Source organism: Streptomyces acidiscabies (assembly GCF_020010905.1).
GTDB lineage: Bacteria > Actinomycetota > Actinomycetes > Streptomycetales > Streptomycetaceae > Streptomyces > Streptomyces acidiscabies.
The window spans coordinates 5,553,290-5,577,353 of the sequence record NZ_JAGJBY010000001.1 but is presented as its reverse complement, the minus strand read 5'-3'; the positions used below and the strand labels follow the sequence as shown (position 1 = coordinate 5,577,353).

The window sequence follows — 24,064 nt, the reverse complement described above, 5'->3', positions numbered from 1 at the left end:
TCGGTCACAGGGTTTCCAGGCGGTCGAGCAGGGAACGCAGGACGGGCTCGGGGAGAGTGGGCTGCGGAGCGGCCGACTCGGGATCGATCCACGGCCACAGCTCAGCTCCCACCATGGACCGGGCCCGCTGCGGGTTCTGGTACATCGCCACGCCGTGCCGTTCGGCCAGCCGGGCGGCGAACAGCCGCTGCAACTGGGGCCGCATGACGGTGTCGAAGTGCGTTTCGCCGCCGTCCGCGAAGGTGTCGACCACGATGCGCCGCCACCCGCCGAGGGCCGGGGCCCGGCTGTCCAGCAGACGCACCGGCTTGCGGTAGCCGCTGCCCTGGGCGGCGACGCCCGCGGCATAGAGCCCCAGGGCCAGCGCGACTACGGTGACGAGGGCGAGGCCGGTGGCGGCTGCGGCAGCGCCGTCGGCCAGGGCCAGCAGCACTACGGTCGAGGCCGCGACGGTGCCCAGGACGGCCAGCGAGTGGCGTACCGAACCGGGCTTGCCCAGCGCGGAGTCGACGGTGGCCCGGATCCGGGCGGGTGCCTTCACGAGGTACCCGTCGCTTCGGGTCCAGGCGTGCGCGAGCGCAGGCCGTCGGCGATCTCGGCGAGCGCGGTCGCGGCCCGGTCGCGATGGCTGCCGTCCATCGGGTGCGTGGAGTAACGGGCCTCGCGGAACAGCGCGGTGAGTGCGGCGGCCGGGCCTGTGGGCAGGCCGCCGGCGACGGCCCGCTCCAGCAGGTCCTGCGGGCTGTCCGAGGCGCGCCGGGTCACACCGGAGTCGGCGAGGGACTCCTCCATGGCGGCGTAGCAGGCGATGACGGCCGCGCGGGCGTCGGTTCCGTCCAGCAGGGCGCGGCGCCCGGAGTCCACGGCCTGGGCCAGGCGTTCCTGCCCGTCGTCGAGCACCGCGTACGTCCCCGACGTCCCGGGCGCCGCCGGCCAGGTCAGATGCCGCCACAGACGCCGCCCGGCAATGATGACGACCGCGACCAGCAGGGCGATACCGAGGCCCAGCAGGATGCGTGTCAGCCCGAAGTGCATGCTGTGGCCGGTGTGTTCGGCCTGCTGCGCGGGTGGCGGGGTGGGGATCGGGTCCTGTCGTTGGCCGGGAAGCCGTATCGGATCGCGTCTGCCCCCATGGCCGTTGCCGGGTGAACTGAACTGGTGCAGGGCTATGACGAGTACGGGGACGACCACCGTCGCCGCCAGCAGGACGCGGCTCACGCCGTGAGCCACGCGCCGTTCCGCCGGGGTGAGTTCCCGGGCGGTGACCTGCTCCTGGTACTTGTCGCGCAGCGCCAGGCCGCCGAGCAGTGACAGCAGGGCGAGGCCGACGACGAGAACCGGGTTGCCGCCGAGCGGCCCGCGCCCCTTGGCCAACAGCCCCGTGTCGGGACGCAACATCAGTGCGCCCAGGACCACTCCACCCACAACCAGCACCGCCAACGCGGCCTGCGCGGCACCGACCGTACGCTCCCGCCCCACCACCACACCCCTTCCCTTGTGATCATCAGCTTCGCACACCGGTCTTCGAGCTCGACATGAACTCCCACCTCGCCCGACCGCCCGGCGTGCGGTTCGTGTCACGCCAGGGGCAGCGCATCCCCACGCTGTTCCGGGGTCCTCGGCCCCAGGATGCGTCGTTCCTCCGCCTGGATCGGTACGTCGTTGATGCTCGCCTCACGCCGGCGCATCAGGCCCGCGGCGTCGAACTCCCACAGCTCGTTGCCGTAGGAGCGCCAGTACCCGCCTGCCGCGTCCCGCCACTCGTACTGGAAGCGGACGGCGATCCGGTCGTCGCCGAAGGACCACAGCTCCTTGCGCAGCGCGTAGTCGAGCTCCCTGCGCCACTTCTCGGCGAGGAACCGGCGGATCTCCGCTCTGCCGGTCACGAAGGTGTCGCGGTTGCGCCATACCGAGTCCTCCGTGTAGGCGAGAGCGACGCGTTCGGGGTCACGGGTGTTCCACGCGTCCTCGGCGGCCTGTACCTTCGCGAGCGCGTCGGCCTCGGTGAACGGGGGCAAGGGCGGACGGACTTGGACGTCGGGGGTACGGGACATCAGCGTGTCCTTTCGGGTCGTTGCATACGAGGGACATGCCGGACTCCCGTGGGTGGTCAGGTTTTGAGGGGAATCCAGGTGCCGTGGTCGGCGATGCTCAGGATGCCGGTGAGGCCCGCGTCGTCGAAGGCGTGCTCGATGGTGTCACGGCCTTCGGTGAAGTGGGCCCAACCGTCGTAGTGGGCGGGGATGTTGACGGGAGCGCCGAGGATCGCGGCGGCACGGACGCTGTCCAGGCTGACCGGGCGCTCGCGGAACTCGCCCGGGACGCGCGCGGCGCCGGCGTGCAGAACGGACGCGTCGATATGCCCGGTGCGGCGGGCGATCTCAGCGACGGTGTGGAGGGAGGCGTTGTCACCGCTGATGTACACGGTGGGCAGCCCGTCTCCGGACAGGACGAAGCCGACGACCTGGCAGTTGACCTCGCCGTCCGCATCGCGCTCACCGCCCTCGGGTCCGTGGACGGCGGGCACCGCGGTGACGGTGAGCTCGCCGCCGTCCCGGGCGGGTGAGCGTGTGGGTGTCCCAGGCGGCCAGGCCCTTGGCCGGAGCGCCGAGCCGTTCGGCGCCGCTGGTGGTCGTGAGCAGCAGCGGGGCAGCCGGCGCGAAGGCGCGGCCTTGGTCGTCGAGGTTGTCGGCGTGGTTGTCGTGGCTGACCAGGACCAGGACCGGGTCGGCGTCGGCGAGCTCGTCCTCGGTGAGGACGGGGCCGTGCGTCTTGGTCAGGTAGCCGTGCGGGCCCGGGGCGTCGAAGGTCGGTTCGGAGACGATCCGGAGCCCGCCGAGGTCGAGGACGGTCGTGGGCCCGCCGACGACCAGGGCCGAGCCGTCGAGGCGAGGAAGAGGCGGGGAGGACAACGGCATGCTGCTGCAACTCCTTGGTAGGGGCGATCCGGGCCGCCCCATCTCGCAGCCGCGCGGAGCCACCTCCCGTCTCCGGACGGTAGGCGAGGCGGACCGGGCTGGGCGATGCGCCGGTCAGCGGCCGAGGCCGTCGCCTTTGCGCATCCCCACGATCGCGCGTCCGCGACGTGTGCGAACATCTCGGCCTACCCCCGGCGAGCCTTCGATCAGCATCACCCACAAGTGCCGCACCCTGACATCCGTCAGGGCCGTGAAGTCCCCGGTGCGGCCTACCGTTCGATACGCCGACTTCGAGGGTCTCCGGTCCGTTGCCGCGCCTGGGGTCGGTCATGTCCATGCGTCGTATCTCTGGGAGATCACCATGCTCAAGCGGAGTTCCGCAGCCCTTGCCGCCTGTGCAGCCGTCCTCGGTGTGATTGCGGTCGCGCCGAGCGCTTCGGCGGAGCCGAGTCCTCCGGACTGCCCCACAGGGAATGTCTGCGCCTGGAGCTCCTCCGGCTATCACGGTCCGACGATCTTGAAAACAGAAGGCAACTGGTCCGGGTCGCTGAGGGTGGGGTTCATCATGAACAACGGCTTTCCCAGCCCCGGTTCCGATCATATTCAGGCCACCTGGGTCTTCGAAGGCCGCACCTGGGACAGGTGCCTGCACTTCAACCCCGGCCCCGGCGAGTACAAGCTCTCCTTTCCCACGGGAGTGGAGCTGAAGAGTCTCACCTGGCGTGGTGAATGCTGATCCGGAGTGCCAGGCGGCGGGCGGGCATCGCGGCAAGGATCTGATGTGCTGGGAGTTTCGTCCGCCTACCGGAACGGGTCCGTTCCCTGATCTTGGTCGTGGCCCGTGTGCTCACGGCGTCGGAGCCGTCTGGACAGCCCTGTTCGCCGGGCTGAGCCCGCATGCTTTCGGCCACTCCAGATGTGCAGGTCGAGCACGGTGATGTGATCGCTGGTGGCGTTCGCGCCTGACGGCCGCCGGCCCGTGCCGCAGGTATCCCGGCCCTCGTCCCGGCGGCCTGCAGCCAGGCTATCTCCCGAGCCCAAGCACGGGCGGAGCGCAGCCGGGCGAGCAGCCGTCAGGCGAGGGACGTGGATGCCATCGGCCCGAGCGCCTCTACTTGGCGTGATCCGGCATACCCCCGAAATGTCGGCCGCCACATGGACCTTGAGACGCGAACCGATGGCCTGCACGGAGAAAGCGCCCTCCACCCGGGCCGGCAGAACCTCTGAGCTCGGTTCATCGCCCCAGGCCAGGAAGGCACTTCCGTGTTTCCGTCCCACTCACACCGTAATCAAGTGAAACGGCGAAGTCAGGACACGTACTCCACGTCGACCAGCGTAATGGTCGTGGGAATTCGGCAGTAGGCGTGGGACTGAGTTCCATTCGCCGGCACCCAGGACCCGTAATTGACATTCTGGCTGGAGCCGCTACCACAGGTCAGTACCACACGCTGCTGGCCGCTGCCGCCAAAACATTGCGAGTGACCCCAGCCGGGACTTTCCTTCGTGACCGTGCACGGAGGCGGGCCGGATGCGGAGGACGCGGGGGCCGAAAGCAAAACACCGCCGGCGGCAAGTGCAAGAACACCTGCTCCAGCAAGGAAACGGGATCTCATGTCTTCTCCGAGTTTCTGCGCCCAATGATTCAAAGACGACCTCCCAGGCCTCCGGGAGTGCCGTTATTCACTATCACATGACCGGCATAGGGACGTCATCGAATCAGAGGCACAGAATGCATGGCAATCAATAACATGCCCGTTATGACGGCACAGCGAGTCTGAAAGGTTCTTCTCCGTGGGGGCATCCGCATCGAAGGAACCGAGCATTCATCAGCTTCGGCTCTATCTCGCACTGAGCGAGGAACTCCATTTCGGACGTGCTGCCGCGCGCTTGTTCATCACGCAACCGGCGCTGAGTCAGCAGATCAGGGAGTTGGAGAAACGCTTGGGGGTACCGGTGGTGGAGCGCACCAGCCGGACGACCGCGCTCACCGAGGCAGGCCAGGCCCTGCTCCCCGAAGCCAGGGCGGCGGTCGCGGCGGTCGACCGACTGCGACGCATCGCCGACGCACAGCTGCGGCAGATCTCCGGACGGCTCGTCGTGGGGACCATGGGAGCCGAGGCGTCCATGGCCCACACCCGGGCCGTACTCGGCCTGCTACAGGACCGTCACCCCGGGACAACCGTGCAACTGGTCGACCTCGGCCTGGGCGATCACATGACCGCGCTGGCACAACAGGAGGCCGACGTGGTCTTCCTCCGCCCTCCGGTGACGGACGACATCGAACTGCACCACCTGGCCACCGAGCCACGAGTGGCCTGTCTGCCCGCCGGACACCCTCTGGCGGCCCTGCCCCGACTCACCCTGGCCCAGCTCTCCGGCGTCCCGGTGGTCGCCATGCCCGAGCAGGTTCCACAGCTGTGGTGGGACTTCTGGGCGGTCGATCCACGGCCTGACGGCAGCCGCGTCCGCTACGGGCCGGTAGTCACCGACATGGAATCGCTGCTGTACACGGTGGCCACTGGAGACAGGGCTCGATCAAGTTCCGTGAGTGTCCGGGGTGTTGGTGATGCCCAGGATGGCGAGTGCTCGTTCGGGTTCGTGGCGGATGGCGCGGGTGGTCTTGGCGATGTTGTCGGCTCCGAGGATCTTCAGGGTGCCGATGGCGAGGTTGCGGATGGTGGCCATGGCGCGGGGCGTGGTGCCGGCGTGAATGGTCGAGGCGTCCTCGGCGAACGTGACGTCTCGGATGTAGTGGGAGGAATTTTCGATTCCCCAGTGCCCGCGAATGGCGGTGGCGAGGTCGGCGGGGCGGGTTTGGTGGGCGGCGAGGCTGGTGACCGCGTAGACGTTCTCGCGGGTTTCGGGCCGACCGGTGGGCTTGCGGCGGCGGTGGACCCGGATGGCGAGGTGAGCGTGGGGGAAAGCGATGCCGCCGAGGTTGTCGGCGATGGCGCAGGTCTTGATCGAGCGGGACTCGCGGCGGCCGTGGGCGGTGGCGGAGGTGGTGTGCTGGACCTTGATCGACGTCCAGGGCAGAGCGGCGAGCTGGGCGTAGGCGGTGGGCTGGTTGGTCTTGATGACGGCGATGTAGTGGGCCTTCTTCGTCTCGGCCAGCCAGGTGATGTTGGCCTTCACCGAGTGGAGGGCATCGAAGGTGACGACGGTGCCGGCGAGGTCGAGTGGCGCCAGCAGGGGCTTGAAGTGGCGCACTTCGTTGGTCTTCGCACCGACCTCGACCTGGGCAATCGTGGCGACGCGGTCGTGGGTGACCGCCGAGAGCAGGTGACGGCGCGGCGCGGCCAGGCGGGCTGAGCCCCTGAGGGCCTTGCCGTCCACGGCGATGACCTGCCGCGATCGGGCCTCGGGCACTTCCGCGGACGCGGTGATGCGGTGCCGGTCGGCCAGGTAGGCGCCCACAGCCTGGTCCAGGGCGTCGCCGTCAAGTGCCGAAAGAACGCGTCCGAGAGTGACCGGCCTGGGGCTGCGCCGCCAGCCGAGCAGGTGACGGCGTACCCCGAGGGATGCCAGCAGCGAGTTCGTGGCCCGCTCGCCGAACTCGGCGAGCTCGTCGATGCTCTTCGCTCCGCAGACGGCCGCGCAGGCACACACCAGCAAGATCGCCGTCAGCGAGTACCACCGGCCCCGGCGCGAGCGCGGATCCGGAACCGATTCGAGGTAGGGACGCAGGTCAGCGATCCGGTCCGCATCCAGCGGACCCAGCTTCTCCAGCACGGCAGGGATAGGGGAAGATGCAACAGCAGGCACGGGACGTCCTCGTGATCATCTGGCTTCGACACCACAATGATCACGAACCCCCGTGCCTGCTCTGCTGTCCGCCCCTACCGGCCTGATCGCCAACCCTCCACGCAATCACGGAACTTGACGGAGCCCTGCACTGGAGAAGCGATGTGTTTTCTGCCGGCTGCCGCCCGCGCGTACTTTCCCCGCCCGGGCATCAAATACCTCGACGTGGTCGACCTCTCCCCCTCCACATCCGCCCTCGCCTGGCTGCGGCGAAGACGTTCCGAATCCACCATCGAAGCCATCCGGCACGCTGCGCACGAAGCCACGAGACGGGGTCTCACCGACGTCGGATGACGCACCTGAGGCTTCGAGGCGGCACGAACTGCGGGCATACCGCCACCAACGCCCAAGCTGCACCACCGGTCCGTTCACCGCCAGGGCCGGTGCCTGATGTCGATGACGTGCATGCCTGCGGTGGTGGCGGCGGTGACGCCCTCGTCCGTGTCCTCGTAGGCGAGGCACCGTCCGGGGACGACCCGCAGGAGGCGGGCCGCGTACAGGTAGGGGTCGGGGGCCGGCTTGGTCCGGGATACGTCGTCGCGGCCGACGACGGTCCAGGGGAGGTCGTCGAGTCCGACCGCTGTCAGGCCGTGGCGGACGATGTCGCCGTAGTTGGCGGAGACCACGGCCACGGCGGCGTGTTCGGCGGCGGTGCGCGCGGCGGCGGCAGCCGCGGCGATCGGCTGGATCCGGTCGGTGTTCGCGAACCAGTGGGCGCGGGCGGCCTCGGCGAAGGCGGCCTCGGGAAGGGCGGCCGGAGCAAGGCCGAGCCGCCGGCACAGTTGCCTGGCGGTGAAGACGGGTTCGACGGTGACCCAGTCGAGGGTGACGGTGATGCCGTGGGCGGCGAGTGCGGCCTGTACGCAGGCGTGGTTGACGTCGGTGGTGTCGGCGAGGGTGCCGTCGAAGTCGAAGGCGTAGGCGGCGTACTCGGCGCCGTCCGTGAGCGGGCTCGTTGCCGCTGGGGTGGGCCGGTTCATGGGGTGAAGTCCACGGGGAGGCGGGCCGGGCCGTGGACGACGCGGTGCTGGTGGGTGGGGATGTGTTCCGGGTCGGCGGTCAGGTGCAGGTCGGGGAAACGGTGGAGCATCGTGGTGAGGAGGGTGCGTAGTTCGATGCGGGCGAGCTGGTCGCCGAGGCAGTGGTGGGGGCCGTGGCCGAAGCGACGGCGCTTGGGGAGTCGGATAGCCTCTGAACTGGGCATACGTGCTCTGGTGTGGCACCCGGGGGTGCATGATCGCACCGTGGTTCACCGGTCTAATGGGCACGCTATGGGCACGGCGCTCGGCGACGAGTGGGTGCCGCGTGAAGTGGCCCACCTTTTGTATGGGCCGTCCGTGCCAGGGCCGACTGCGCGGAGCCGGTTGCGTGTGTACATGGACAGCCGGCCCCTTCTTGGCGTCACCCGCCCTTGCCCGAGAGGTGGAGCTTGCTGGTGAAGCCGCCTCGGAGTGCCCTGGGCCCTCGTCGCGGCGGTGCTGCCGGAACGTGCGTCCTTTCCCGGCACTCTCGGGGCCGTCTCGCGTGCCCCGGCCGCCCGAGCGCACCCGCCGATGCGGCGGGGTTCGGATTGACGCTTGAACTTGCGCCAGAAAACCGATCGGTTTACTCTTCTGGAAACTGATCGGTTTCGCGTTCTCCGGGGAGAGTCATGACTGTTTTGAAGGGCGCGAACGTCTTCGTCACCGGCGGCAGCCGCGGCATAGGCAAGGCGCTCGTGGAAGAGCTGTATGTGCGCGGTGCCGGCAAGGTCTACGCCACGGCCCGCGACCCGCGCAGTGTGACGCACCCCGAGGCGGTCCCGGTGGCGCTGGAGGTCACCGACTCAGCCTCCGTGGCGGCCGCAGCCGCGCAGGCGCAGGACGTGACCGTGCTGATCAACAACGCCGGCGCCTCGGTCGGCGGGACCTTCCTCGACACCCCGCTCGACGATGTACGCCGGGAGTTCGAGACCAACTTCTACGGCCCGCTGCTTCTCACCCGCGCCTTCGTGCCGGTCATCGAGCGCAACGGCGGCGGCCACATCCTCAACGTGCACTCCGTGCTCTCCTGGATCGCGCTCGGCGGCTCCTACAGCGCCTCCAAAGCCGCCCTGTGGTCGCAGACCAACTCCCTGCGCCTGGAGCTGCAACCGCGCGGCATCGCGGTCACCGGACTGCATGTGGGGTACGTCGACACGGACCTCACGGTCGGCGTCGAGGCGCCCAAGTCCGATCCGCGTGACGTCGCCTCCCTCGCCCTCGACGGCGTCGAGACGGGCGCGTACGAGGTGCTCGCCGACGACATCTCGCGGCAGATCAAGGCGGGCCTGGCCGGCGACCTGGCAGGGCTGTACCCCCAGCTCGCCAAGTAGACCGGGTTCCCCGGCGGGGCCCCCACCACCAACCACAACTCACCGGAGAGGGTATTAGTAATGAGTGTGAATTCAGAGCAGAAGAAGTTTTACGCCCTGAATATGTTTGACGTGGTCGACCTGGAGAAATACCTTGCGTATTTCAGCCGCTTGCCGGAAGCGGCTCCGCGGTACGGCGGTCGAAGGGTGGCGTTTGGTCGCTTCCGGGACAACGTAGCGGGTGACCTCGCGCCACGGCAGGTGCTGTTCCTCGTGGAATGGGAGTCCGAAGAGGCGTTCAACAGGTTCCGGGACGATCCGGAATTGGCCGACCTGCATCCGCTGCGGGAGAGCGGGACGGCGTCCTATATCTGGCAGACGTTCGATGGTTCCGATATGAGTGACCCTACCGACGTTTCGCTCGACGATGTGCTGGCGGTGCTCAAGCCTTAGAGGTTGTCTCACGTGGTGAGTTTCGCGAGCTTCTTGTAGCAGGTCAGGGCGGCTGCGAGGCCGAGGAAGGCGAGGAAGTGCGATCCCTTCCGCTCGTATCGCACGGTGAGGCGGCGGTAGCCGAGCAGCCAGGCGATGGACCGTTCGATCTTCCAGCGGTGCCGGCCGAGTCGCTCGCCGGACTCGATGCCCGGACGTGCGATGCGCGGGACCAGGCCCCGTTCACGGAGCCAGGCCAGGTGGTCGGCGGAGAAGTACGCCTTGTCCGCGCGGATCTTGACGGGACGTCGTCTTCGTGGTCCGCGCCGCGAGCGGACGGCGGGTATCGCCCGGATCAGCGGCTTGAACGCCTGGCTGTCGTGGAGGTTCGCGCCGGACACCGCGAGGGCGAGCGGGATGCCCTGGGCGTCGGACAGGACGTGCAGTTTGCTGCCCTTCTTGCCGCGGTCGACCGGGTTCGGCCCGGTCAGTGATCCCCCCTTTTCGCACGGACGGAGGCCGCGTCGATGATCGCCGAGGTCCAGTCCAGCTCACCCCTGGCGCCGAGTCGGTCGAGCACGGCCCGGTGCAGCCGGCGCCACAGGCCGGCTTCGGTCCAGGCCGTGAACCGGCGGTGCGCTGTCGCCGGGGACGTACCGAACGTCGGCGGCAGGTGCCGCCAGGCACACCCGCTGGTCAGTACGTACACCACCGCCGTGAACACGGCCCGCTCATCACGCGGAGCGGTCCCGCCTCCCTGCGGTCGAGCGACGAACGACGGCAGCAACGGGGCGACCAGCTCCCAGAGTTCATCAGGAACCAGCCGCTTCGACAGATCGGCAGTCACGACCGACATCATGCCGCACGAACATCACGCCACATGAGACAACCTCTTAACGATCAGATCGCTCGGAAATGTCGATGAGAACCGACAACACTGGCGCATCCTGCCGTCGTTGGGTGACCTGTTTCGACATCGTCTGTCGGTGATCTTCACTGGTACGGTCCGGTCATGCCGCGCCTGGTGGATGTTCCTGGGTACGTACGTTTCTGGACCGCCTCGGCTGTGTCTGCCTTCGGCTCGCAGGTCACGGGGCTGGCCTTGCAGATCCTTACCGCTGTGACGCTGAGCGCTTCTGCCACCGAGGTTGGCATCGTCAACGCCGCCCGCTGGGTTCCGTATATGCTCTTCGGACTCATAGCCGGGGTCTTGGTGGACCGCTGGCGGCGCAAGCCGATGATGGTCTCCACGGATCTCGGAAGGGCAGTCCTGCTCGGTGCGATACCGGTGCTGTATGCGCTGGATCGGCTCAGCATCCCCGCGCTGTGCATGTTCGTCTTCGCGTTCGGGGTGCTGTCGTTGCTGTTCGAGGCGGCGAACCAGTCGTATGTGCCGCAGTTGGTACCAAAAGAGCTGCTTAACGCGGGATACGCCCGTGTGCAACAGGCCGACGCGGTGGCCGGCTCATCCGGCCCGCTGATCGCCGGGGTACTGATCAAAATCATGGGAGCGCCGCTTGCCGTGCTGGTGGACGCCCTCACCTATCTGATATCCGGCCTGCTCCTTGCTTCGGTGAAGGCGCCCGACCCCGTCCCCGATCGAGGTGCACGGCGCAGTCTGGGCAGCGAACTGCGGGAGGGCGTGGCATGGGTCTACCGGCATCGCACGCTGGCATCCATCGCCCTGACCTCGCACGCGATGCTCCTTTTCAACAGCATGGTGAGCACGGTCTTCGTGGTCTTCGCCCTGCATGGCCTGAAGATCGGGGCATTCGGTCTGGGGGTCACCTACGCCTGCGCGAGCGCCGGGATGCTCCTCGGCGGTGCGCTCTCCGGGCGCGTGGCCAGAAGACTGGACGTCGGCGCCACTCTGATCGCCTTCCGCCTGCTCGCCGCCGTCGGCTGGCTGCCTTTGGTCCTTGCCGTGCGTGGACCGTGGGCGCTTGCCTCCGTGTCGCTCGCCTTCTTCCTCGTGTCCCTGGCCATCGGCATCGAGAGCCCGGTGGAGATGAGCTACCGCCAGGCGGTGACGCCCGACCGGCTGCGCGGGCGGATGAACGCGACGATCCGCTCGCTGAACTGGGGAATGGTAGCGGTGGGGGCGCCACTTGGCGGAGTGCTCGCTGACCAGGTCAGCTATCGCTTCGCCCTGTGGGTCGGGCTGTCCGGAGCAGTCGTCCAGGCAGTCGCGCTGGCGGTTTCTCCCACCCGGGGGGCCCGTACTGCCGACGAACTCGATCCCTCGACAGCTGACCTGACACAGCACGGTGCAGAAGCGGCGGCCGGGGAGGGCAAGGACTGATCAGCTCGCGGTGGCATTTTGGGCCTGGGCGGCTCTGGTGCTGGCGAGTCGGTAGGAGTCGCTGCCGGTTTCGATGATGTTCCCGCCGAAGGTGAGCCGGTCGACGATGGCCGCGCAGAGCCGCGGGTCGGTGAAGGTTTTCGTCCACCCGCCGAACGACTCGTTGGAGGCGATGGCGACGCTGTTCTTCTCCTCCCGCTCGGTCAGAACCTGGAACAGCAACTCCGCGCCGCGGCGGTCCAGTTCCATGTAGCCGAGCTCGTCGATCGCGAGGAGGTCGACGCGGCCGTAGCGGGCGATGGTCTTCGTCAGCACCTTCTCGTCCGCGGCCTCGACCAGCTCGTTGACCAGCTTGGTGGCGAGTGTGTATCGGACCCGGTAGCCGGCCATGGCGGCCTCGGTGCCCAGGGCGATCAACAGGTGGGACTTGCCGGTGCCGGAGTCGCCGATCAGACAGAGCGGCAGGCCCTTCTTGACCCAGTCACAGGTGGCCAGGGTGTGGATCACGGCCGGATCGACGAGGGGGTTGGCCTCGAAATCGAAGCCCCGCAGGGATTTCTCCCTCGGGAAAGCAGCAGCTTTGATCCGCCGCTCCGAGCGCCGACGGGCCCGGTCGTCGCACTCGGCCATCAGCAGCTCGGCCAGAAACCCGCGATACGACATCTGGTCGCGGGCGGCGGCTTCGGCCAGGTCGGGGAACTGGGCCCGGATGGTCGGCAGCCGCAGCATGCGGCATGCCTGGTCGACGGCGGCGTCGGCGGCCTGTTCGGTCAGCCCGCGGTGGCGTTGGAACGTCACGGCGTCACTCTCCCTGGATCGCGGAGCGGTCGGCCGGCTGCCTGGCTTTCAGCAGCTGGTCGTAGGCCGCAACCGAGGGCGGCGGCCGGGTGTCGGGCGGCAGGTGGGCAAGCCGCCGCTGGGTCAGAAACGTCACCGTCGCCCGGCCCGACTGGGCGGGGACGGGCGGCTCGTCCACGTCGTCGGCCTCGGCTGCCTTCCTCGCCTCCAGCGCGACCGCGTCCGCGGTCAACGCGCCGACGCGCAGGGCGGTGGCGAGGCCGGCGACCAGGTGCTCGTGGGTGAGGTGGCGGCCCAGCAGCAGGACCTCGATCAGAGCCCGGGTGCCGTCCCGGTCCCCGTGGGCCTTGCAGGCCGCAGCCCACCAGGCGTCATGAACCGGGGTGAACTTGCCCGCGGACTTCGCCTGTTCCAGGGCGGTCGCGCCAGGGAAGGCGCCGGGCTTCTTGACCAGGGCCTCCAGGTAGTGGTCCAGCACGAGGCGGGCCTGACCTTTGGCGATGAGGCGCTCATGCCGGGCGACTTCCTTCTGCCCGTCGTAGACAACCAGTTCGGAGGCGTGCAGCATGACCCGCACCGTGCGGCCGATCAGCCGCACCGGCACCGAGTAGCGGTTGGTGCGGACACTGACCTGGCTGAAGCGGTCCACCCGCAGACTGAACAGCCGCCCGGTCTCGAACGGTTCGCCCGGCAACGGGTGCAGCAACGGTCGTTCGACAGCAAAGTACTCACCCACCGGCCGTGGCCGGGAGCCGATCCGGCGCCGTTCGTCGGCCGCGTCCCACTGCTCGATCATCGCGTTCAGCTCGGCCAGGGAGGCGACTTCCGGGACGGGGACCAGGTGATTTCTGCGGAACCAGCCGATCTGCCCCTCAACCCCGCCTTTCTCGTGGGCGCCCTCGATGCCGGGCAGGCAGTACGCGGCCTCGATGGCGTAGTGCGAGCGGAACGCGGTCCACCGCTCGTTCTCCGCCCTCGCCCGCGAGCCCAGCACCCGGGCGACCGCGGCCTTGAGGTTGTCGTAGCGGACCTTGCCCGTCGGGACGCCTCTAATATGCGGGTCTCGTTGTCAAGCTCCGGGAACGTTGCACTCCATTACTCGATCGGTCAGGCCGGGTTCGATCACGCGCCCAAGCCGTCATCTGGAGCGTCGGTTGCTGGGGGTGTGCACTCGTGGCTGCTCATCCAGTGGCCAGCACTCTCCAAGAGGGGCTCGGAGACGGCCTCCGTCCGGAAGGTGAAGGTGACCAGCTCGCCGGCCAGGCGCACCTTCACGTCCCCGAAGTCGACCTCCGCCTCCGCTCCGGGCCGGTGGGTCTGCGGAATGAACGCGTTCACCGGTCCGCGGCCCGACTCGACCTTGATCTGCTGGCGCCGCTCGGCGACATAGGCCCGGACTATCGGATAGGTCACCCCCTGCGCCGCGTGCTCGTCGACCAGCCGGTCGAAGATCCGCTTGACGGTGTGCCGCTGCTTGCGCGGGGCGTCCAGGTCAACCCGCAGCATCTGGTCGATCAACGGCTTGTACGCATCCAGCCGTGTTCCCCGGGGCCGCGGTCTCTTCCTGGGCTCCGGCCACACCGACTCCAACGCCGCTTTGACCGTGCGGAATCCGACACCGTGCTCGCGCATCAAAGCCCGGTGGGACATCCCCGCCCGGGCATCACGTCGGATCGCCGCGTACAGATCGACCTTGGACTTCGGTGGCGCCATCGCACCCTCATCCCGCAGAGCACCCCCAGGCTCCCACCGCAAGGCCCCGGGTGTTGCCAGAACTCAGCAACACTGCTCTCCGGGAAATCCGGGCGTTCCCCGCTCTGAGCGACAAGCGGTGTCAGCTCCCACGTACAAAACCAACCAGCCCACACGCTCCACCAGAGCGGCAGCGGTGAGGAGTTCGCTGGTCTTCTCGTCCACGCCCGTGCGGATGAGGGCGCGGGCGCACGCGGTGCGGGAGGTCTCACCGTCAGCGAGAAGCAGCTTCCGGCTCATGCGGCACGGTCCTGGTCGCCGCACTGGCCGGACTCGGCCAGCAGTCGCTTGCGGCTCTCCGTACTACGCATCCCGTACAGGCGCCCGGCGAACGTTGTCACGAGGGAGACGAAGTCTTCGAGGAGTTCATCCCGGCCGCCGAGCTTCTTCGGGTGCAGCACTTCCACGGTGACGCCGTGCACGGTGAACAGCCGCTTGAGCCAGCCGATACCGAAGCGGGCCAGTCGATCCTCATGCGTCACACGCACGACAGTCACCGAGCCGTCCGACACCATCGCCAGCACCCGGTTCAGACCCGGCCGGTTCTCCTTCAGACCCGAGTCACGATCCTTCACGACCTTGACGATCTCACCCATAGAGGTGGCCCGCAGTTCAGTCTCCTGAGCCTCCAAAGAGGACTCCTGCCCGGACGAGCCCGAGACGCGCACATAGAGCAACTCCAGGCGAGGACGGGAAGTTGAGGAATCGCTGCCGCGCTTCATGTTCTCCACGTCCACCGAGGAGAACCGGCGCTCACGACCAACCCACGCGAACGGGATTTTTCCGTCCAACGCTCACTGGCGAAGCGTCATCGGGTGTATCCCGAGACGCTTCGCAGCCTTGGACATGCGCAGCAACTCCATGCGCGCAACTATATATACAACACTAGGGATAACTAAAGAAGTTGGTGAGCCTGGGGTCGGCGAGCGCGCTGCGGACGTCGTCGTAGCGGGTGATCAGCCAGCCCGGGGGTCCGTCGGGGAAGGCCGGCGGTGCCACGGGCAGGTCGGTGCGCAGCCGCTGGAGGTCGGTCGGCAGGTCGAGCGGGGTGGGCCGGTCGACCGGCAGCGGCGCGGGGGCGGCGTCCGCCCGGGGCGTGTTCACCGGGCCGCGTCGCTGGAGCAGGCTGTCAGGGCGAGCAGGACCCAGATGTCGGTGAACACCGGGGCGTCGAACAGCAGGGGGCGCGGGGCGACCTGGTCGGGCAGTGCGGTGAACGTGCCGTCGGGAGCCTGGCGGGACAGCAGGTGGGCTACGCCTGCGTGCAGCACCGCGTCGTCGTCCGCGCGGCGGCCCATGGCCGACAGGGCGAGCAGGGAGTAGCACGTGCTGGCGGTAGCCCCAGCCACCGTCCTCGTTCTGCGCCCGGGTGAGGAACCGCCAGGAGGCGTCGTCCGCACGGGCGATGCGGTCCTTGAGCGCGGTGCGGGTCGCCTCGGGCATCGAGTGCAGCGCCCATGTCGCCCGCCAGATGGTGTTCGCCTCGCTCAGGCTCACTGATTGGATTAGCGAATCGTAGTGATCCTATGGCAGTGTGTTATTTACACGCTCGGCGCCCAGGCGACGTCGGGCACCCTCCTCGGTGAGGTCGCAAGACCTCACCGATCAGCGTCCGGAGGGACGTGCCACGAGGGCTGACGGTTCCGCCGTCCAGAACCAGGGCACGCAGGCGATCGGCTCACATCCCTGAGCAACACCAGGGATCACTAAGCCAATCAGAGACGCTCCAGCTGCGCTCGTACGTGCCGTCCTCGTGCTGGGTGTCCAGCAGCCAGCGGGCCGCGCCGTCCAGCAGGTCGCCGTGGCCGGTTCCGTTCCAGGCGAGGGCGCTGACCGCGTCGGCGGTCATGCCGGCCTCCGACGGGTCACCGGGCACGTAGGTGGGGAACCCGCCGTCGGCGCCCACGATGCCCGGAAGTACCGGCCGGCCCGCAGCAGGGCCTCCCGGTACCGCTCGGGGTCCACGGCGGCCAGGCACGCGGCGGCGTAGGAGCTGGCGTCCACGTCGCTGTGCCGCATGGACTCGCCGAACGCCCACCCGCCGTCGGGCATCTGCTGTCCGGTCAGGTAGTCGCACATACGGTGCAGCAGCGCGGGTTCCACGCCCGCGAGGGCTGCCGGGCCGGTGCTGAACACGTCCAGGTTCGGCATCGGCGGCACTCCACCGTCGCTGTTGCGGCACGCCGGCACCGCGCCGACACCGGCTTCGAGCAGCGGGTGGGCGGGGGCGAACTCCTGGACGGCCAGCAGCGCGAGCAGGTGCGCCGCGGTGTAATTCTCCCACACCGGCGCCCGGCTGGAACCGAGCAGTTCCAGCAGCCGCTCCCGCTCCCGGTCGGTGATCTGCGCGGCCATGCCGAGGCCATGGGCGACCAGGACCCGCACGCTCAACATGATCATCTCGATCCAGGTGACCGTGTTGTCCCCGCTCCGGCTCTTCGTCCGCACCGGGCGCAGTATCGATTCTTCGAACGGGACGGCGCCCGTCACTGCCAGGTGGACGTCGAACAGCAGCCGCTTGCGGGTGAGAGAGAAGTGGTCGAACCCGGCCAGGAGTTCCCCGCCGACCACATCGGTGCCGATACTCCGGCCGTGCAGGACCGCCAGTGCCAGCGCCGTGTCGAACCCGCCGGCCTGGGCGCCCGGGGTGGCCAGGAACGCGGCGAGTTCCTCCTCCCGGGCCCGGTGTCCGCCGCGCCGGCGCAGCAGCACGAGCAGCAGCGCCGTCTCCAGCGTCCGGCTGGCGCACGGACTGCGCACCGCGCCGTCCTCGCCGACGGATGCGCTCAGGTTCTGCCGCACCTGATCCCGAGCCGCCGCCAGGCCGGGTTGTCCCCCGCTGTCCGCGCCCGGCCCGGCCGTCTCGATCGCGTTCACTGCCACTGTCAGCTCCTCGTCTTCTGACTCGCCCGGCGTTCCCGCGTCACCTGCTCACCGGCCGGCCGGACCACGCCAACGACAAAGAGCAAAGCGCGCACGGCAGCCTGTAGCGCCGGGTTGTACGGAAGTGGCCTCAAGTCGACGAACCCGTGCGGACAGCCGCCCGAACCTGATCACCCTGCCGGGTGGGGCCTGTTCGCGGCTGCGGCAGATCGTCTGCCTCTTCAGTTGTCACTCGGGCCGCTTTTATTCACCCGTTTCCCCGTACGACCCGCCCGCTGCCGGTGTTCTCTGACTGCGGCTGCCAGTTCCCTGGAGCGGGCGGCGCCGATGTGGAGCTGCTTGCGGAGTGTCTCCGCGGAGGCGGGGCGTTGATGGCGCTCCCGGTGCCGGGCGTCGATGTTTCTGGCTCGTTGCAGGAGGTCGGTTCCTTCGGCGGTGCTGTGGCCCTGCGGCGCGGGGCCGGGGTTCTGGGGTTCGGGACGGTGGATGAGGAGTTCGACCGAGAGCAGCAGCGCGATCGGGGGCCAACCGGCGACGAGGACCGGTTTCCACTGTGCGGTGGGGGCGGCGGCGACGTTCGCGGCCAGGGAGACCGCGATCCCGAGGAGGAAGGAGGAGCGGACCGACCAGCGGGCGCGGCGCGAGAGTTCCCCGGGGTGCTTGAGGAGGCCGGCGGTGGACAGGAGGAGGAGTCCGTCCACGGAGAGGGGCCACAGAGCGGCACTGACCGTGTCCGCGCCGCCCTGGAGGGCGAAGTCGCGTTGGTGGATGTAGGAGGCGTAAGCGGCGACTGCGGCGACAGTGAACGCGCACAACGGGCGCACCCAGGTGTCGAGATCGTGGGCGCGCCGGCCGGAGAGTCTGGGGGTGTCCTCGTTTCCCGGCATCAGTTCCGGGTCTCTCGCGGTGTTCCGGGTGTTCGTGTGTCTGGGCGGTCCGGAACGGTCTGCCGGTGCAACGGCTTCTCGTCGCGCGTGCCCACCCGCTTCGATGCACTGGTCCTCGGCGGGCGCTCGCGCCTAGGTGCCTCTGCGGCACGAGGTGTCGCACCGCTTTTCGGCTCCGCCGTGGCGGGGCCGGGGAGGTGTGGGGTCCGAGTGTGTCGGTGGTGAGGGCAGTGCGGCCGGTCGTCGGTCGTGGGAGTCCGTCCGGTGTCCTCGGCGGACTCGCGGAGCCTTTCCCGGGTCTCGCCCGCGCGGGGGCCGTAGTCGCACGGGCGACGGGGGATGCCGTGATGTGGTCCGGATGCGGACTGCTCGGGCCGGTTCCTGCGGCAACGAGTCGGTGGAGCAACTCCCCCAGCGCCCGGGAGTCGGAGGGCCGACCAATGCCCGGCTCCCGTCGGGCCACCGAGTCCGCTTGCGGACCGGGGGCCGACGGCCACCGGGGCGAGGGTGGTCGGCTTCCGGTCCTGACGGTCCTCGCGGGGGCTGGTCCTTGTGCGGTGGCGGGTGCGCATTCGCGGTCTCCTCGGTGCAGGCGCCCACACGTCGCCTGCACCCCAAAAGACCGCGATTTAACCCCGTTTTAGCCACGCCCCGCCGGAGAACCTCCGGATCTCCGTGCGGCAGGGCCGGTGAAAGAACACCTGCATCACGGCTGAAACCCGGACCGGCCGCCCCCGCGCGGGAGCCGGCTCACACTCCCCGGACCGGGTCTGACCTCGCCTCTTTCAGCAGTCCTTTCAGCGGGAGGCCCCTGCTGTCGTGCGACGGCAATTGGCGCTGTTTGGCGTTTCCTTGGCGCCGGTCCGGTCCTGTAGGGGCGTCCCCTTTCCCCTACCTGAGGAGGCGCCGGATCATGGTTTCCTCCCGTCACGAACACCGTCGCACCACCCCCGTTCTGCCGCTGGACACCGTCCGGGAACGCTTCGCCCTGCTGGTCACCGAACCCGACCCGCTGACCGTGGACGGACACCGCTTCCACGGCCTGCCGCACCGACCCGTTCCTCTCGACGAGCTGCGCGGACTACTCCTCCACCCCGCCTGCCCCCGCCTCACCCGCGACGCCGTGTGGACGCACCTCGTACGCCGCTCCCGGCGCGACGGCGCCGCCTGGGTCCTGGCCTGCGCCGGCATGGCACTGCCCGCCCTCGCGGGAGTCGCACGGCGCCTCGCGGATCGCTTCCCCGGGGAGCCGTCCGACATCCAGGCCGAAGTCCTCTCCGGGTTCCTGGACGGACTCACCTCCGTCGACGTGGTCCGCCCCCGGGTCCTGCCGCGACTGCGGTGGGCCGCCTACCGGCAGGGACATGCCGCCCTCACCAAAGCCCTGGCCGCCCCCACCCCGGTCGCACCGGGGTTCGGGCCGTCCGCACCCCGACCCCCCTGGGGCCACCCCGACCTCGTCCTCGCACGGGCGGTCCGCGAAGCGGTCCTCACCCGGACCGAGGCCGACCTCATCGGGACCACCCGGCTCGACGACACGACCGTCACCGACTGGGCGGACCGCCACCGCACCACCCCGAACGCCGCCTACAAGACCCGCCGCCGCGCGGAAGCCCGGCTCGCCGCCTTCCTCCACGACGAGGCCCGCAGCGGACCCGACGAGAACCCCGCCGCCCGCACCGCGATGGATGCTCTGCCTCTGCCCCGTACGGTCCCGCCGGGAGACCGCCGCACGGAACGCGCAGAGAAATCTGCGCCGGGCATGGCCAAAACCGGCCCGGAATCCGGCCTTTTGAAGTGCGGGGGTTCCACACCCCCTTCCCCTTCCTCTTCGGCTCCGGAGGCGAACTGATGCGACAGGCAACCCTTCTCCGCCGCCTCCGCCACGCCGCTGCCCAAGGCCACGCCGCACTCAACCGGGCTCTCGTCCTGGACCGGCACTGGACCCTCTGCTGGCTGGTGACCACGGGGACCGTACTGCTGCTGGTGTGCCTTCTGGGAGCCTCGTCCGCGTCAGCGGCCGGGCCCGGACAGACCCTGGGAGCGGCAGCGTCCGTGAACGAGGTCCTCACCAACATCCGCAACTGGATCATGGGTATCGCGGCCACGCTGGCCACCGTGTTCCTGTCGATCGGCGGCCTGCGCTACATGACGGCCGGCGGCGACCCGGGCGAGGTCGAGAAGGCCAAAACCGCCTTCCGAGGCGCCGGCTGGGGATACGGCATCGTCGTACTCGCACCGCTGATCGTCGAGATCCTCAAAGGGATCGTGGGCGCCTGATGGACACCCCGTCCGCCCAACCGCCCCGTCCCACATCGGCACTTGGCGACCATCCCCCGGCGGCTTCGCCGAGCCGTCGTGGACGGCGGCGTCTGCGCCGGGCCCTGGTCCTCGGGTTCGTGGTCCTGGCGGTGTGCGCCTCGGTGTTCACCGCCGTCGCCGACCCGAGCCCGAGCCCCGCCCCAGCACCCGAACCCACCACCTCCGCCACCCCCAGCCCGATACCGACGCCGTCCGGTACGGCCTCGTCGTGCCCGGCGGCGGACTGCATACCGCAGCCCAGTACGTCCCCCTCCCCCGTGCCGACCACCAGCGCGATGCCCCCGGCCGCAGTCCCCGACACGGGCGGAGGCGGCGGAATCTCCGGGTGGATCGCCAAGGGCATCAACAGCGCGATCACCGGCTTCTTCAAAACGATCGTCAAGTCCGCACTCAACCCCCTACCGGACCAGCCATCAATTATCTCGCCATTCCAGCGCAATGGAACCCGAATCGGACAGTCAGCGCGTTTCACCTGGAAGAATTCAAGGCACCTCAAATGACGATCATCTTCAATTCCACACCCCATCGAAAGAAAGAATCACCGATCCAAAGTAGAGGCGAACCGGGTGCACCTAGAAAAATAATAGGAGGTTGAATCGAGAGAGGGATGAACGGGAAAATTAGAAACAATTCATTTCATGCGCGAAATTCCGCCGACCGGCGACGCACCCGCCCGCCCCACCGTGCGTCTCCTCAGGGACCCCTCTGGGTACTTAGTTGCGTGGAGCATCGGCAGGGGTTAAAAGCCGTCCGGTCTGCAACAAAGGCGACTCCAGGGGTTTCCTGTCTAATGAGTACCGAGACGGGAATCGAGATGGGCACCGAGAAAGGAAGCCGCATCAGAACCCCAGAGAACCGTCCGATCCCCCGGCAGGAATTCATACAGAGCGCGCGACTCCATGAGCCCCTTCAAGGAAATTGCATCGAAATGCATTAACACGGCGGAGTAGTTCCAGTATATCACATTGTACGAAACTCGTTCGTCTGAGACTTTTATCGACCTCTCCGAAAAGAGGAGTCGAATACATCACCGGCTCCGCGCCCCGAAGCCGAGAAACGGCCGGCTACTTGAGCACGCCCCGTGTCCGTCGACGTCCGACAGAGCCGAGTGACCGAGGCGGAGGCAGCCCTCGACGACGCCATCTCCCTCAACGAACCCCACATCGAAGACCTGGCCTCCAGCGATGTGCCCACGAGCCCGCCCTGGCAGCCATCATCGCCAGATCCGGTCTGGACGAGTCCCCGCTGCCCCCCCCTGGACCAGGAGGACGAGCACGATGGAGGCCACCGCCAAGATGCCGTACGACTTCTCCCCGGCCCGCGTCCGCTACGAGGAACGTGACATCGAACTGCTTCACTCGGCCGATCAGAACGGAGACACCACACGGACTTGCTGACAGGCGTCGACACTGAGCACGCTGTCGGGAGCAGCCCGGAACAGTCCAGCGCGGACGTAACCACGGTGCCCCCGCCAGCCGTTGGGCATTGCGTGAAGACGGCCGGAGGACCCGCCGAGGACACCTGCCCCCCGGCTGTCAGTGCCGTCTGAACACGAGAGGTACTCGGTTGACGGTTCGGTGTCGTGCTTCGTCCAGACCTCTGCGACGGAGTCATGAAACAACGGCTGTCCGGACTTCACCTTGGCCTTGAGGTCACAGAAAGTACTGCACAGGCCTGGAGTGAAGGCCTTGAGCATGACCGCCGGGTCGTCGGTCACGTTGGCGAAGGTGTGCGGTGCGCCTGGCGGGACCATGACCGTGTACCGGTTCCGGCGTTGTGACAATTTTGCCTGCCGGTGTGGTCCTCGGCCGTACGGTGCTGCGCAGGCAGGGTGCCGTCCGGATCGTCGTCGCCTCGGCCATCAGACGACTGTCCAACACAGTTGGACCTGCCGTCACCCCATGAGAACGTCTTCCTGCAAGGGCTCCACGACGGGCCGCTCCGCTTCACCCGTCTACGGGACACCACCCGCAAACTGAACAACGCGACGAAGTGGCCCGGAATGAAACACCTTCACCTTCGAGACGACCCACTGATCCGATCGGGCACTGCGGAGAGCGACACCGCAGGCGGAACGAGCCGACCCCTCCCACGACCACGTACGGAGAGGCCGGCACCACGCCCTGCCGGAGACCGGACAGGGACGCCTGAGCGTCCCGACGTCATTACCCTGTCGCCATGTCCAACACCATCCGTGTCCGATTCGCCCCGTCCCCGACGAGCATGTTCCACGTCGGCGGCGCCCGCTCCGCCCCGTACAACTGAACTGAGCTGTCGCCCGACAGCAGCAGGGCCGGTTCGTGCTCCGGATCGAGGACACGGACGAGGCCCGGAACCGGCCGGAATGGGTGGACGGCATCCTCAATGCTCTGTCCGCGATCCACATCAACGCCGACGATCCCACCTTCACGGGACCTTACTTCCGGTCCCACAACATCGAGGGCCAGCGCGAAGCGGCGCTGCGGCTCGGTGAGAGGAAGGCGTACTACTCCAAAGCGCCCTCCGCCTGTCCTGCCACACGCTGACTGAACAGGCCGTCCACTCGACGCTGGACAGCACCCCGACAAACCAGCCAACCTGCTTCCTCACCGGGAGGGCCGGCATCGCGCTCGCTCTAGCCGACCTTGGTGCCCTGCTACCCCACGAGGCCTGCCCCTTGATCAAGGACCTGGGCATCAGCCACGAGACGCTGCGCGTGTGGGTGCGGGACGCCGAGCAGGCCGCCCGGCCCGGCGCCGCCGGGGCGAGCGCGATCGAGAAGGAGAACGGGCAGTTGCGGGCACGGATGAAGGAACTCGAGCTCGAGCGGGAGATCCTGCGGAGGGCCGCGAAGTATTCTGCGGGCGAGACCAGCTGGTGAGCAGCCGCTTCCAGTTCGTCGACGATCACCGTGGCGCCTTCGGTGTCAAGCGGCTGTGCCGGATGCTGAAGCTCTCGCGCTCCGGGTTCTACCGGTGGCCGGCCGGCGCGGACGCCGAACTCGCAGAGAGGATCGCCGGGATCCACGCCGAGCCTGACGGCACCTACGGTGCTCCGCGCGTCACCGCCGAACTGCGGGACGACGGCGTACGCGTCAACCACAAGCGCGTCGCCAGGGTCATACGCGCTGGGGGCATCGTCGGCTTCCACCCGCGCAAGAAGGTTCGCACCACCATCCCGGAACGTCAGCGACCCCGGTGCCGGACCGGTTGCGACGCGACTTCACCGCCGAGCTGCCGAACACCAAGTACGTGGGCGACATAACCTGTCTCCCGGCCGGGGGAGGCCAATTCCTCTGTCTGGTAACGGTGTTGGACCTGTGCTCAAAACGCCTGGCGGGCTGGTCGATCGCCGACCACATGCGCACCGAGCTCGTCACCGACACGCTGAAAGCCGCGGCAGCCACCCGGGGCGCCGACGGCCTGCGCGGGGCCGTTTTCCACAGCGACAACGGGCCGCAGACCGCGTCGAAGGAGTTCGCCCAGGTCTGCGCTGATCCCGGCGTGACCAGATCACGCGGCGCGGTGGGCGCCAGCGCGGACAACGCCGCCGCCGAATCATTCAACGCGACCATGAAAAGAGAGACGTTCCAAGGCAGGAAACGCTGGTCAGGGCCACGCGAGGCACGGCTCGCGGTCTTTCGGTGAGCGACCCG

26 protein-coding genes and 3 pseudogenes are annotated in these 24,064 nt (G+C 68.5%); 10 read left to right on the top strand and 19 right to left on the bottom strand.

Annotated features, from left to right (window positions below; genetic code table 11):
• Positions 1-4: 4 nt before the first annotated feature.
• The 4 genes and pseudogenes from J8M50_RS25455 to J8M50_RS25440 all read right to left on the bottom strand — a co-directional run bounded on the left by J8M50_RS25455 (position 5) and on the right by J8M50_RS25440 (position 2,918).
• Positions 5-541, bottom strand: a complete 537-nt coding sequence (locus J8M50_RS25455; RefSeq protein ID WP_010360076.1) for a hypothetical protein — start codon at positions 539-541, stop codon at positions 5-7.
• Positions 538-1,482, bottom strand: coding sequence for a DUF4129 domain-containing protein (locus tag J8M50_RS25450; protein WP_010360077.1), 945 nt, complete (start codon positions 1,480-1,482; stop codon positions 538-540). The genes J8M50_RS25455 and J8M50_RS25450 overlap by 4 nt, the downstream gene beginning before the upstream one ends.
• Positions 1,483-1,577: 95 nt before the next feature.
• Positions 1,578-2,054, bottom strand: coding sequence for a nuclear transport factor 2 family protein (locus tag J8M50_RS25445; RefSeq protein ID WP_010360078.1), 477 nt, complete (start codon positions 2,052-2,054; stop codon positions 1,578-1,580).
• A gap of 56 nt (positions 2,055-2,110) precedes the next feature.
• Positions 2,111-2,918, bottom strand: a pseudogene (locus J8M50_RS25440) (MBL fold metallo-hydrolase).
• Positions 2,919-3,279: 361 nt separating this feature from the next.
• Between J8M50_RS25440 and J8M50_RS25435 the strand changes: the two are divergent.
• A complete protein-coding gene (locus tag J8M50_RS25435; RefSeq protein WP_050375644.1) occupies positions 3,280-3,654 on the top strand; it encodes a peptidase inhibitor family I36 protein in 375 nt (124 codons plus the stop codon).
• 1,055 nt (positions 3,655-4,709) lie between these two features.
• A pseudogene (locus tag J8M50_RS25430) lies at positions 4,710-5,381 on the top strand (LysR family transcriptional regulator); the annotation flags it as partial.
• Between the two features lie 72 nt (positions 5,382-5,453).
• Here J8M50_RS25430 and J8M50_RS25425 read toward each other — a convergent pair.
• The 3 genes from J8M50_RS25425 to J8M50_RS25410 all read right to left on the bottom strand — a co-directional run bounded on the left by J8M50_RS25425 (position 5,454) and on the right by J8M50_RS25410 (position 7,926).
• The gene (locus J8M50_RS25425) at positions 5,454-6,650 is read right to left on the bottom strand and encodes an ISAs1 family transposase (RefSeq protein ID WP_079187963.1); all 1,197 of its coding nucleotides are present in this window, start codon (positions 6,648-6,650) and stop codon (positions 5,454-5,456) included.
• Positions 6,651-7,090: 440 nt separating this feature from the next.
• Positions 7,091-7,702: an HAD family hydrolase gene (locus tag J8M50_RS25415; RefSeq protein ID WP_010361096.1), complete on the bottom strand. Its 612-nt coding sequence runs from the start codon at positions 7,700-7,702 to the stop codon at positions 7,091-7,093.
• Positions 7,699-7,926, bottom strand: a complete 228-nt coding sequence (locus J8M50_RS25410) for a cytochrome P450 (protein WP_010361095.1) — start codon at positions 7,924-7,926, stop codon at positions 7,699-7,701. Before J8M50_RS25410 ends, J8M50_RS25415 begins: the two co-directional genes overlap by 4 nt.
• Positions 7,927-8,373: 447 nt before the next feature.
• On the opposite strand from J8M50_RS25410, the gene J8M50_RS25405 reads away from it, so the two are divergent.
• Positions 8,374-9,075, top strand: coding sequence for an SDR family oxidoreductase (locus J8M50_RS25405; RefSeq protein ID WP_029184759.1), 702 nt, complete (start codon positions 8,374-8,376; stop codon positions 9,073-9,075).
• A 60-nt stretch (positions 9,076-9,135) separates the two neighbouring features.
• Positions 9,136-9,507 (top strand): DUF1330 domain-containing protein, encoded by a 372-nt coding sequence (locus J8M50_RS25400; protein WP_010361093.1) that lies wholly within the window; start codon positions 9,136-9,138, stop codon positions 9,505-9,507.
• Between the two features lie 8 nt (positions 9,508-9,515).
• Here the strand turns inward: J8M50_RS25400 and J8M50_RS25395 are convergent.
• Positions 9,516-10,342 (bottom strand): IS5 family transposase gene (locus J8M50_RS25395; RefSeq protein ID WP_370516800.1). Its coding sequence is split into 2 segments (ribosomal slippage): positions 9,516-9,983 and positions 9,986-10,342, totalling 825 coding nucleotides; the frame shifts between segments, so codons are not numbered across the junction.
• A 156-nt stretch (positions 10,343-10,498) separates the two neighbouring features.
• Between J8M50_RS25395 and J8M50_RS25390 the strand changes: the two genes are divergently transcribed.
• Complete coding sequence (locus J8M50_RS25390; RefSeq protein ID WP_029184692.1) at positions 10,499-11,788, top strand: MFS transporter; 1,290 nt, start codon at positions 10,499-10,501, stop codon at positions 11,786-11,788.
• On the opposite strand, the gene istB is transcribed toward J8M50_RS25390, so the two are convergent.
• From istB to J8M50_RS25350, 10 genes are all read right to left on the bottom strand, one after another.
• Positions 11,789-12,586, bottom strand: coding sequence for an IS21-like element helper ATPase IstB (gene istB, locus J8M50_RS25385; RefSeq protein ID WP_010360606.1), 798 nt, complete (start codon positions 12,584-12,586; stop codon positions 11,789-11,791).
• A 4-nt stretch (positions 12,587-12,590) separates the two neighbouring features.
• Entirely contained in the window at positions 12,591-13,580 is a 990-nt protein-coding gene (locus tag J8M50_RS50415; protein WP_010360605.1) for a Mu transposase domain-containing protein, read from the bottom strand.
• A 128-nt stretch (positions 13,581-13,708) separates the two neighbouring features.
• Complete coding sequence (locus tag J8M50_RS50410) at positions 13,709-14,299, bottom strand: hypothetical protein (RefSeq protein WP_010360604.1); 591 nt, start codon at positions 14,297-14,299, stop codon at positions 13,709-13,711.
• A 275-nt stretch (positions 14,300-14,574) separates the two neighbouring features.
• Positions 14,575-15,129 (bottom strand): IS607 family transposase, encoded by a 555-nt coding sequence (locus J8M50_RS25375; protein WP_106435599.1) that lies wholly within the window; start codon positions 15,127-15,129, stop codon positions 14,575-14,577.
• Between the two features lie 3 nt (positions 15,130-15,132).
• On the bottom strand, positions 15,133-15,201 hold the full coding sequence (locus J8M50_RS50530; protein WP_450707365.1) for a helix-turn-helix domain-containing protein: 69 nt from the start codon (positions 15,199-15,201) through the stop codon (positions 15,133-15,135).
• Between the two features lie 22 nt (positions 15,202-15,223).
• A complete protein-coding gene (locus J8M50_RS25370) occupies positions 15,224-15,442 on the bottom strand; it encodes a hypothetical protein (protein ID WP_010360602.1) in 219 nt (72 codons plus the stop codon).
• Positions 15,439-15,687, bottom strand: coding sequence for a hypothetical protein (locus J8M50_RS25365; RefSeq protein ID WP_029184690.1), 249 nt, complete (start codon positions 15,685-15,687; stop codon positions 15,439-15,441). Before J8M50_RS25365 ends, J8M50_RS25370 begins: the two co-directional genes overlap by 4 nt.
• Positions 15,688-16,016: 329 nt before the next feature.
• On the bottom strand, positions 16,017-16,214 hold the full coding sequence (locus J8M50_RS25360) for a hypothetical protein (protein WP_162947435.1): 198 nt from the start codon (positions 16,212-16,214) through the stop codon (positions 16,017-16,019).
• On the bottom strand, positions 16,184-17,221 hold the full coding sequence (locus J8M50_RS25355) for a prenyltransferase/squalene oxidase repeat-containing protein (RefSeq protein ID WP_141655671.1): 1,038 nt from the start codon (positions 17,219-17,221) through the stop codon (positions 16,184-16,186). The genes J8M50_RS25360 and J8M50_RS25355 overlap by 31 nt, the downstream gene beginning before the upstream one ends.
• A 221-nt stretch (positions 17,222-17,442) precedes the next feature.
• Positions 17,443-18,108 (bottom strand): DUF2637 domain-containing protein, encoded by a 666-nt coding sequence (locus J8M50_RS25350; protein ID WP_010360601.1) that lies wholly within the window; start codon positions 18,106-18,108, stop codon positions 17,443-17,445.
• A gap of 913 nt (positions 18,109-19,021) precedes the next feature.
• Here J8M50_RS25350 and J8M50_RS25345 point away from each other — a divergent pair.
• Together J8M50_RS25345 and J8M50_RS25340 are read left to right on the top strand one after the other, a co-directional pair.
• Positions 19,022-19,960, top strand: coding sequence for a hypothetical protein (locus J8M50_RS25345; protein WP_010360600.1), 939 nt, complete (start codon positions 19,022-19,024; stop codon positions 19,958-19,960).
• On the top strand, positions 19,960-20,388 hold the full coding sequence (locus J8M50_RS25340; protein ID WP_223786264.1) for a pilin: 429 nt from the start codon (positions 19,960-19,962) through the stop codon (positions 20,386-20,388). The genes J8M50_RS25345 and J8M50_RS25340 overlap by 1 nt, the downstream gene beginning before the upstream one ends.
• Here the strand turns inward: J8M50_RS25340 and J8M50_RS25335 are convergent.
• Positions 20,366-20,812, bottom strand: a complete 447-nt coding sequence (locus J8M50_RS25335) for a hypothetical protein (RefSeq protein WP_141655670.1) — start codon at positions 20,810-20,812, stop codon at positions 20,366-20,368. The genes J8M50_RS25340 and J8M50_RS25335 overlap by 23 nt on opposite strands.
• 1,796 nt (positions 20,813-22,608) lie before the next feature.
• On the opposite strand from J8M50_RS25335, the gene J8M50_RS49770 reads away from it, so the two are divergent.
• The 3 genes and pseudogenes from J8M50_RS49770 to J8M50_RS25325 all read left to right on the top strand — a co-directional run.
• Entirely contained in the window at positions 22,609-22,695 is an 87-nt protein-coding gene (locus J8M50_RS49770; protein ID WP_075662031.1) for a glutamate--tRNA ligase family protein, read from the top strand.
• A 35-nt stretch (positions 22,696-22,730) separates the two neighbouring features.
• Positions 22,731-22,955 (top strand): glutamate--tRNA ligase family protein, encoded by a 225-nt coding sequence (locus J8M50_RS49260; RefSeq protein ID WP_010360597.1) that lies wholly within the window; start codon positions 22,731-22,733, stop codon positions 22,953-22,955.
• Positions 22,956-23,095: 140 nt separating this feature from the next.
• Positions 23,096-24,053, top strand: a pseudogene (locus J8M50_RS25325) (IS3 family transposase); the annotation flags it as partial.
• Positions 24,054-24,064 lie beyond the last annotated feature (11 nt).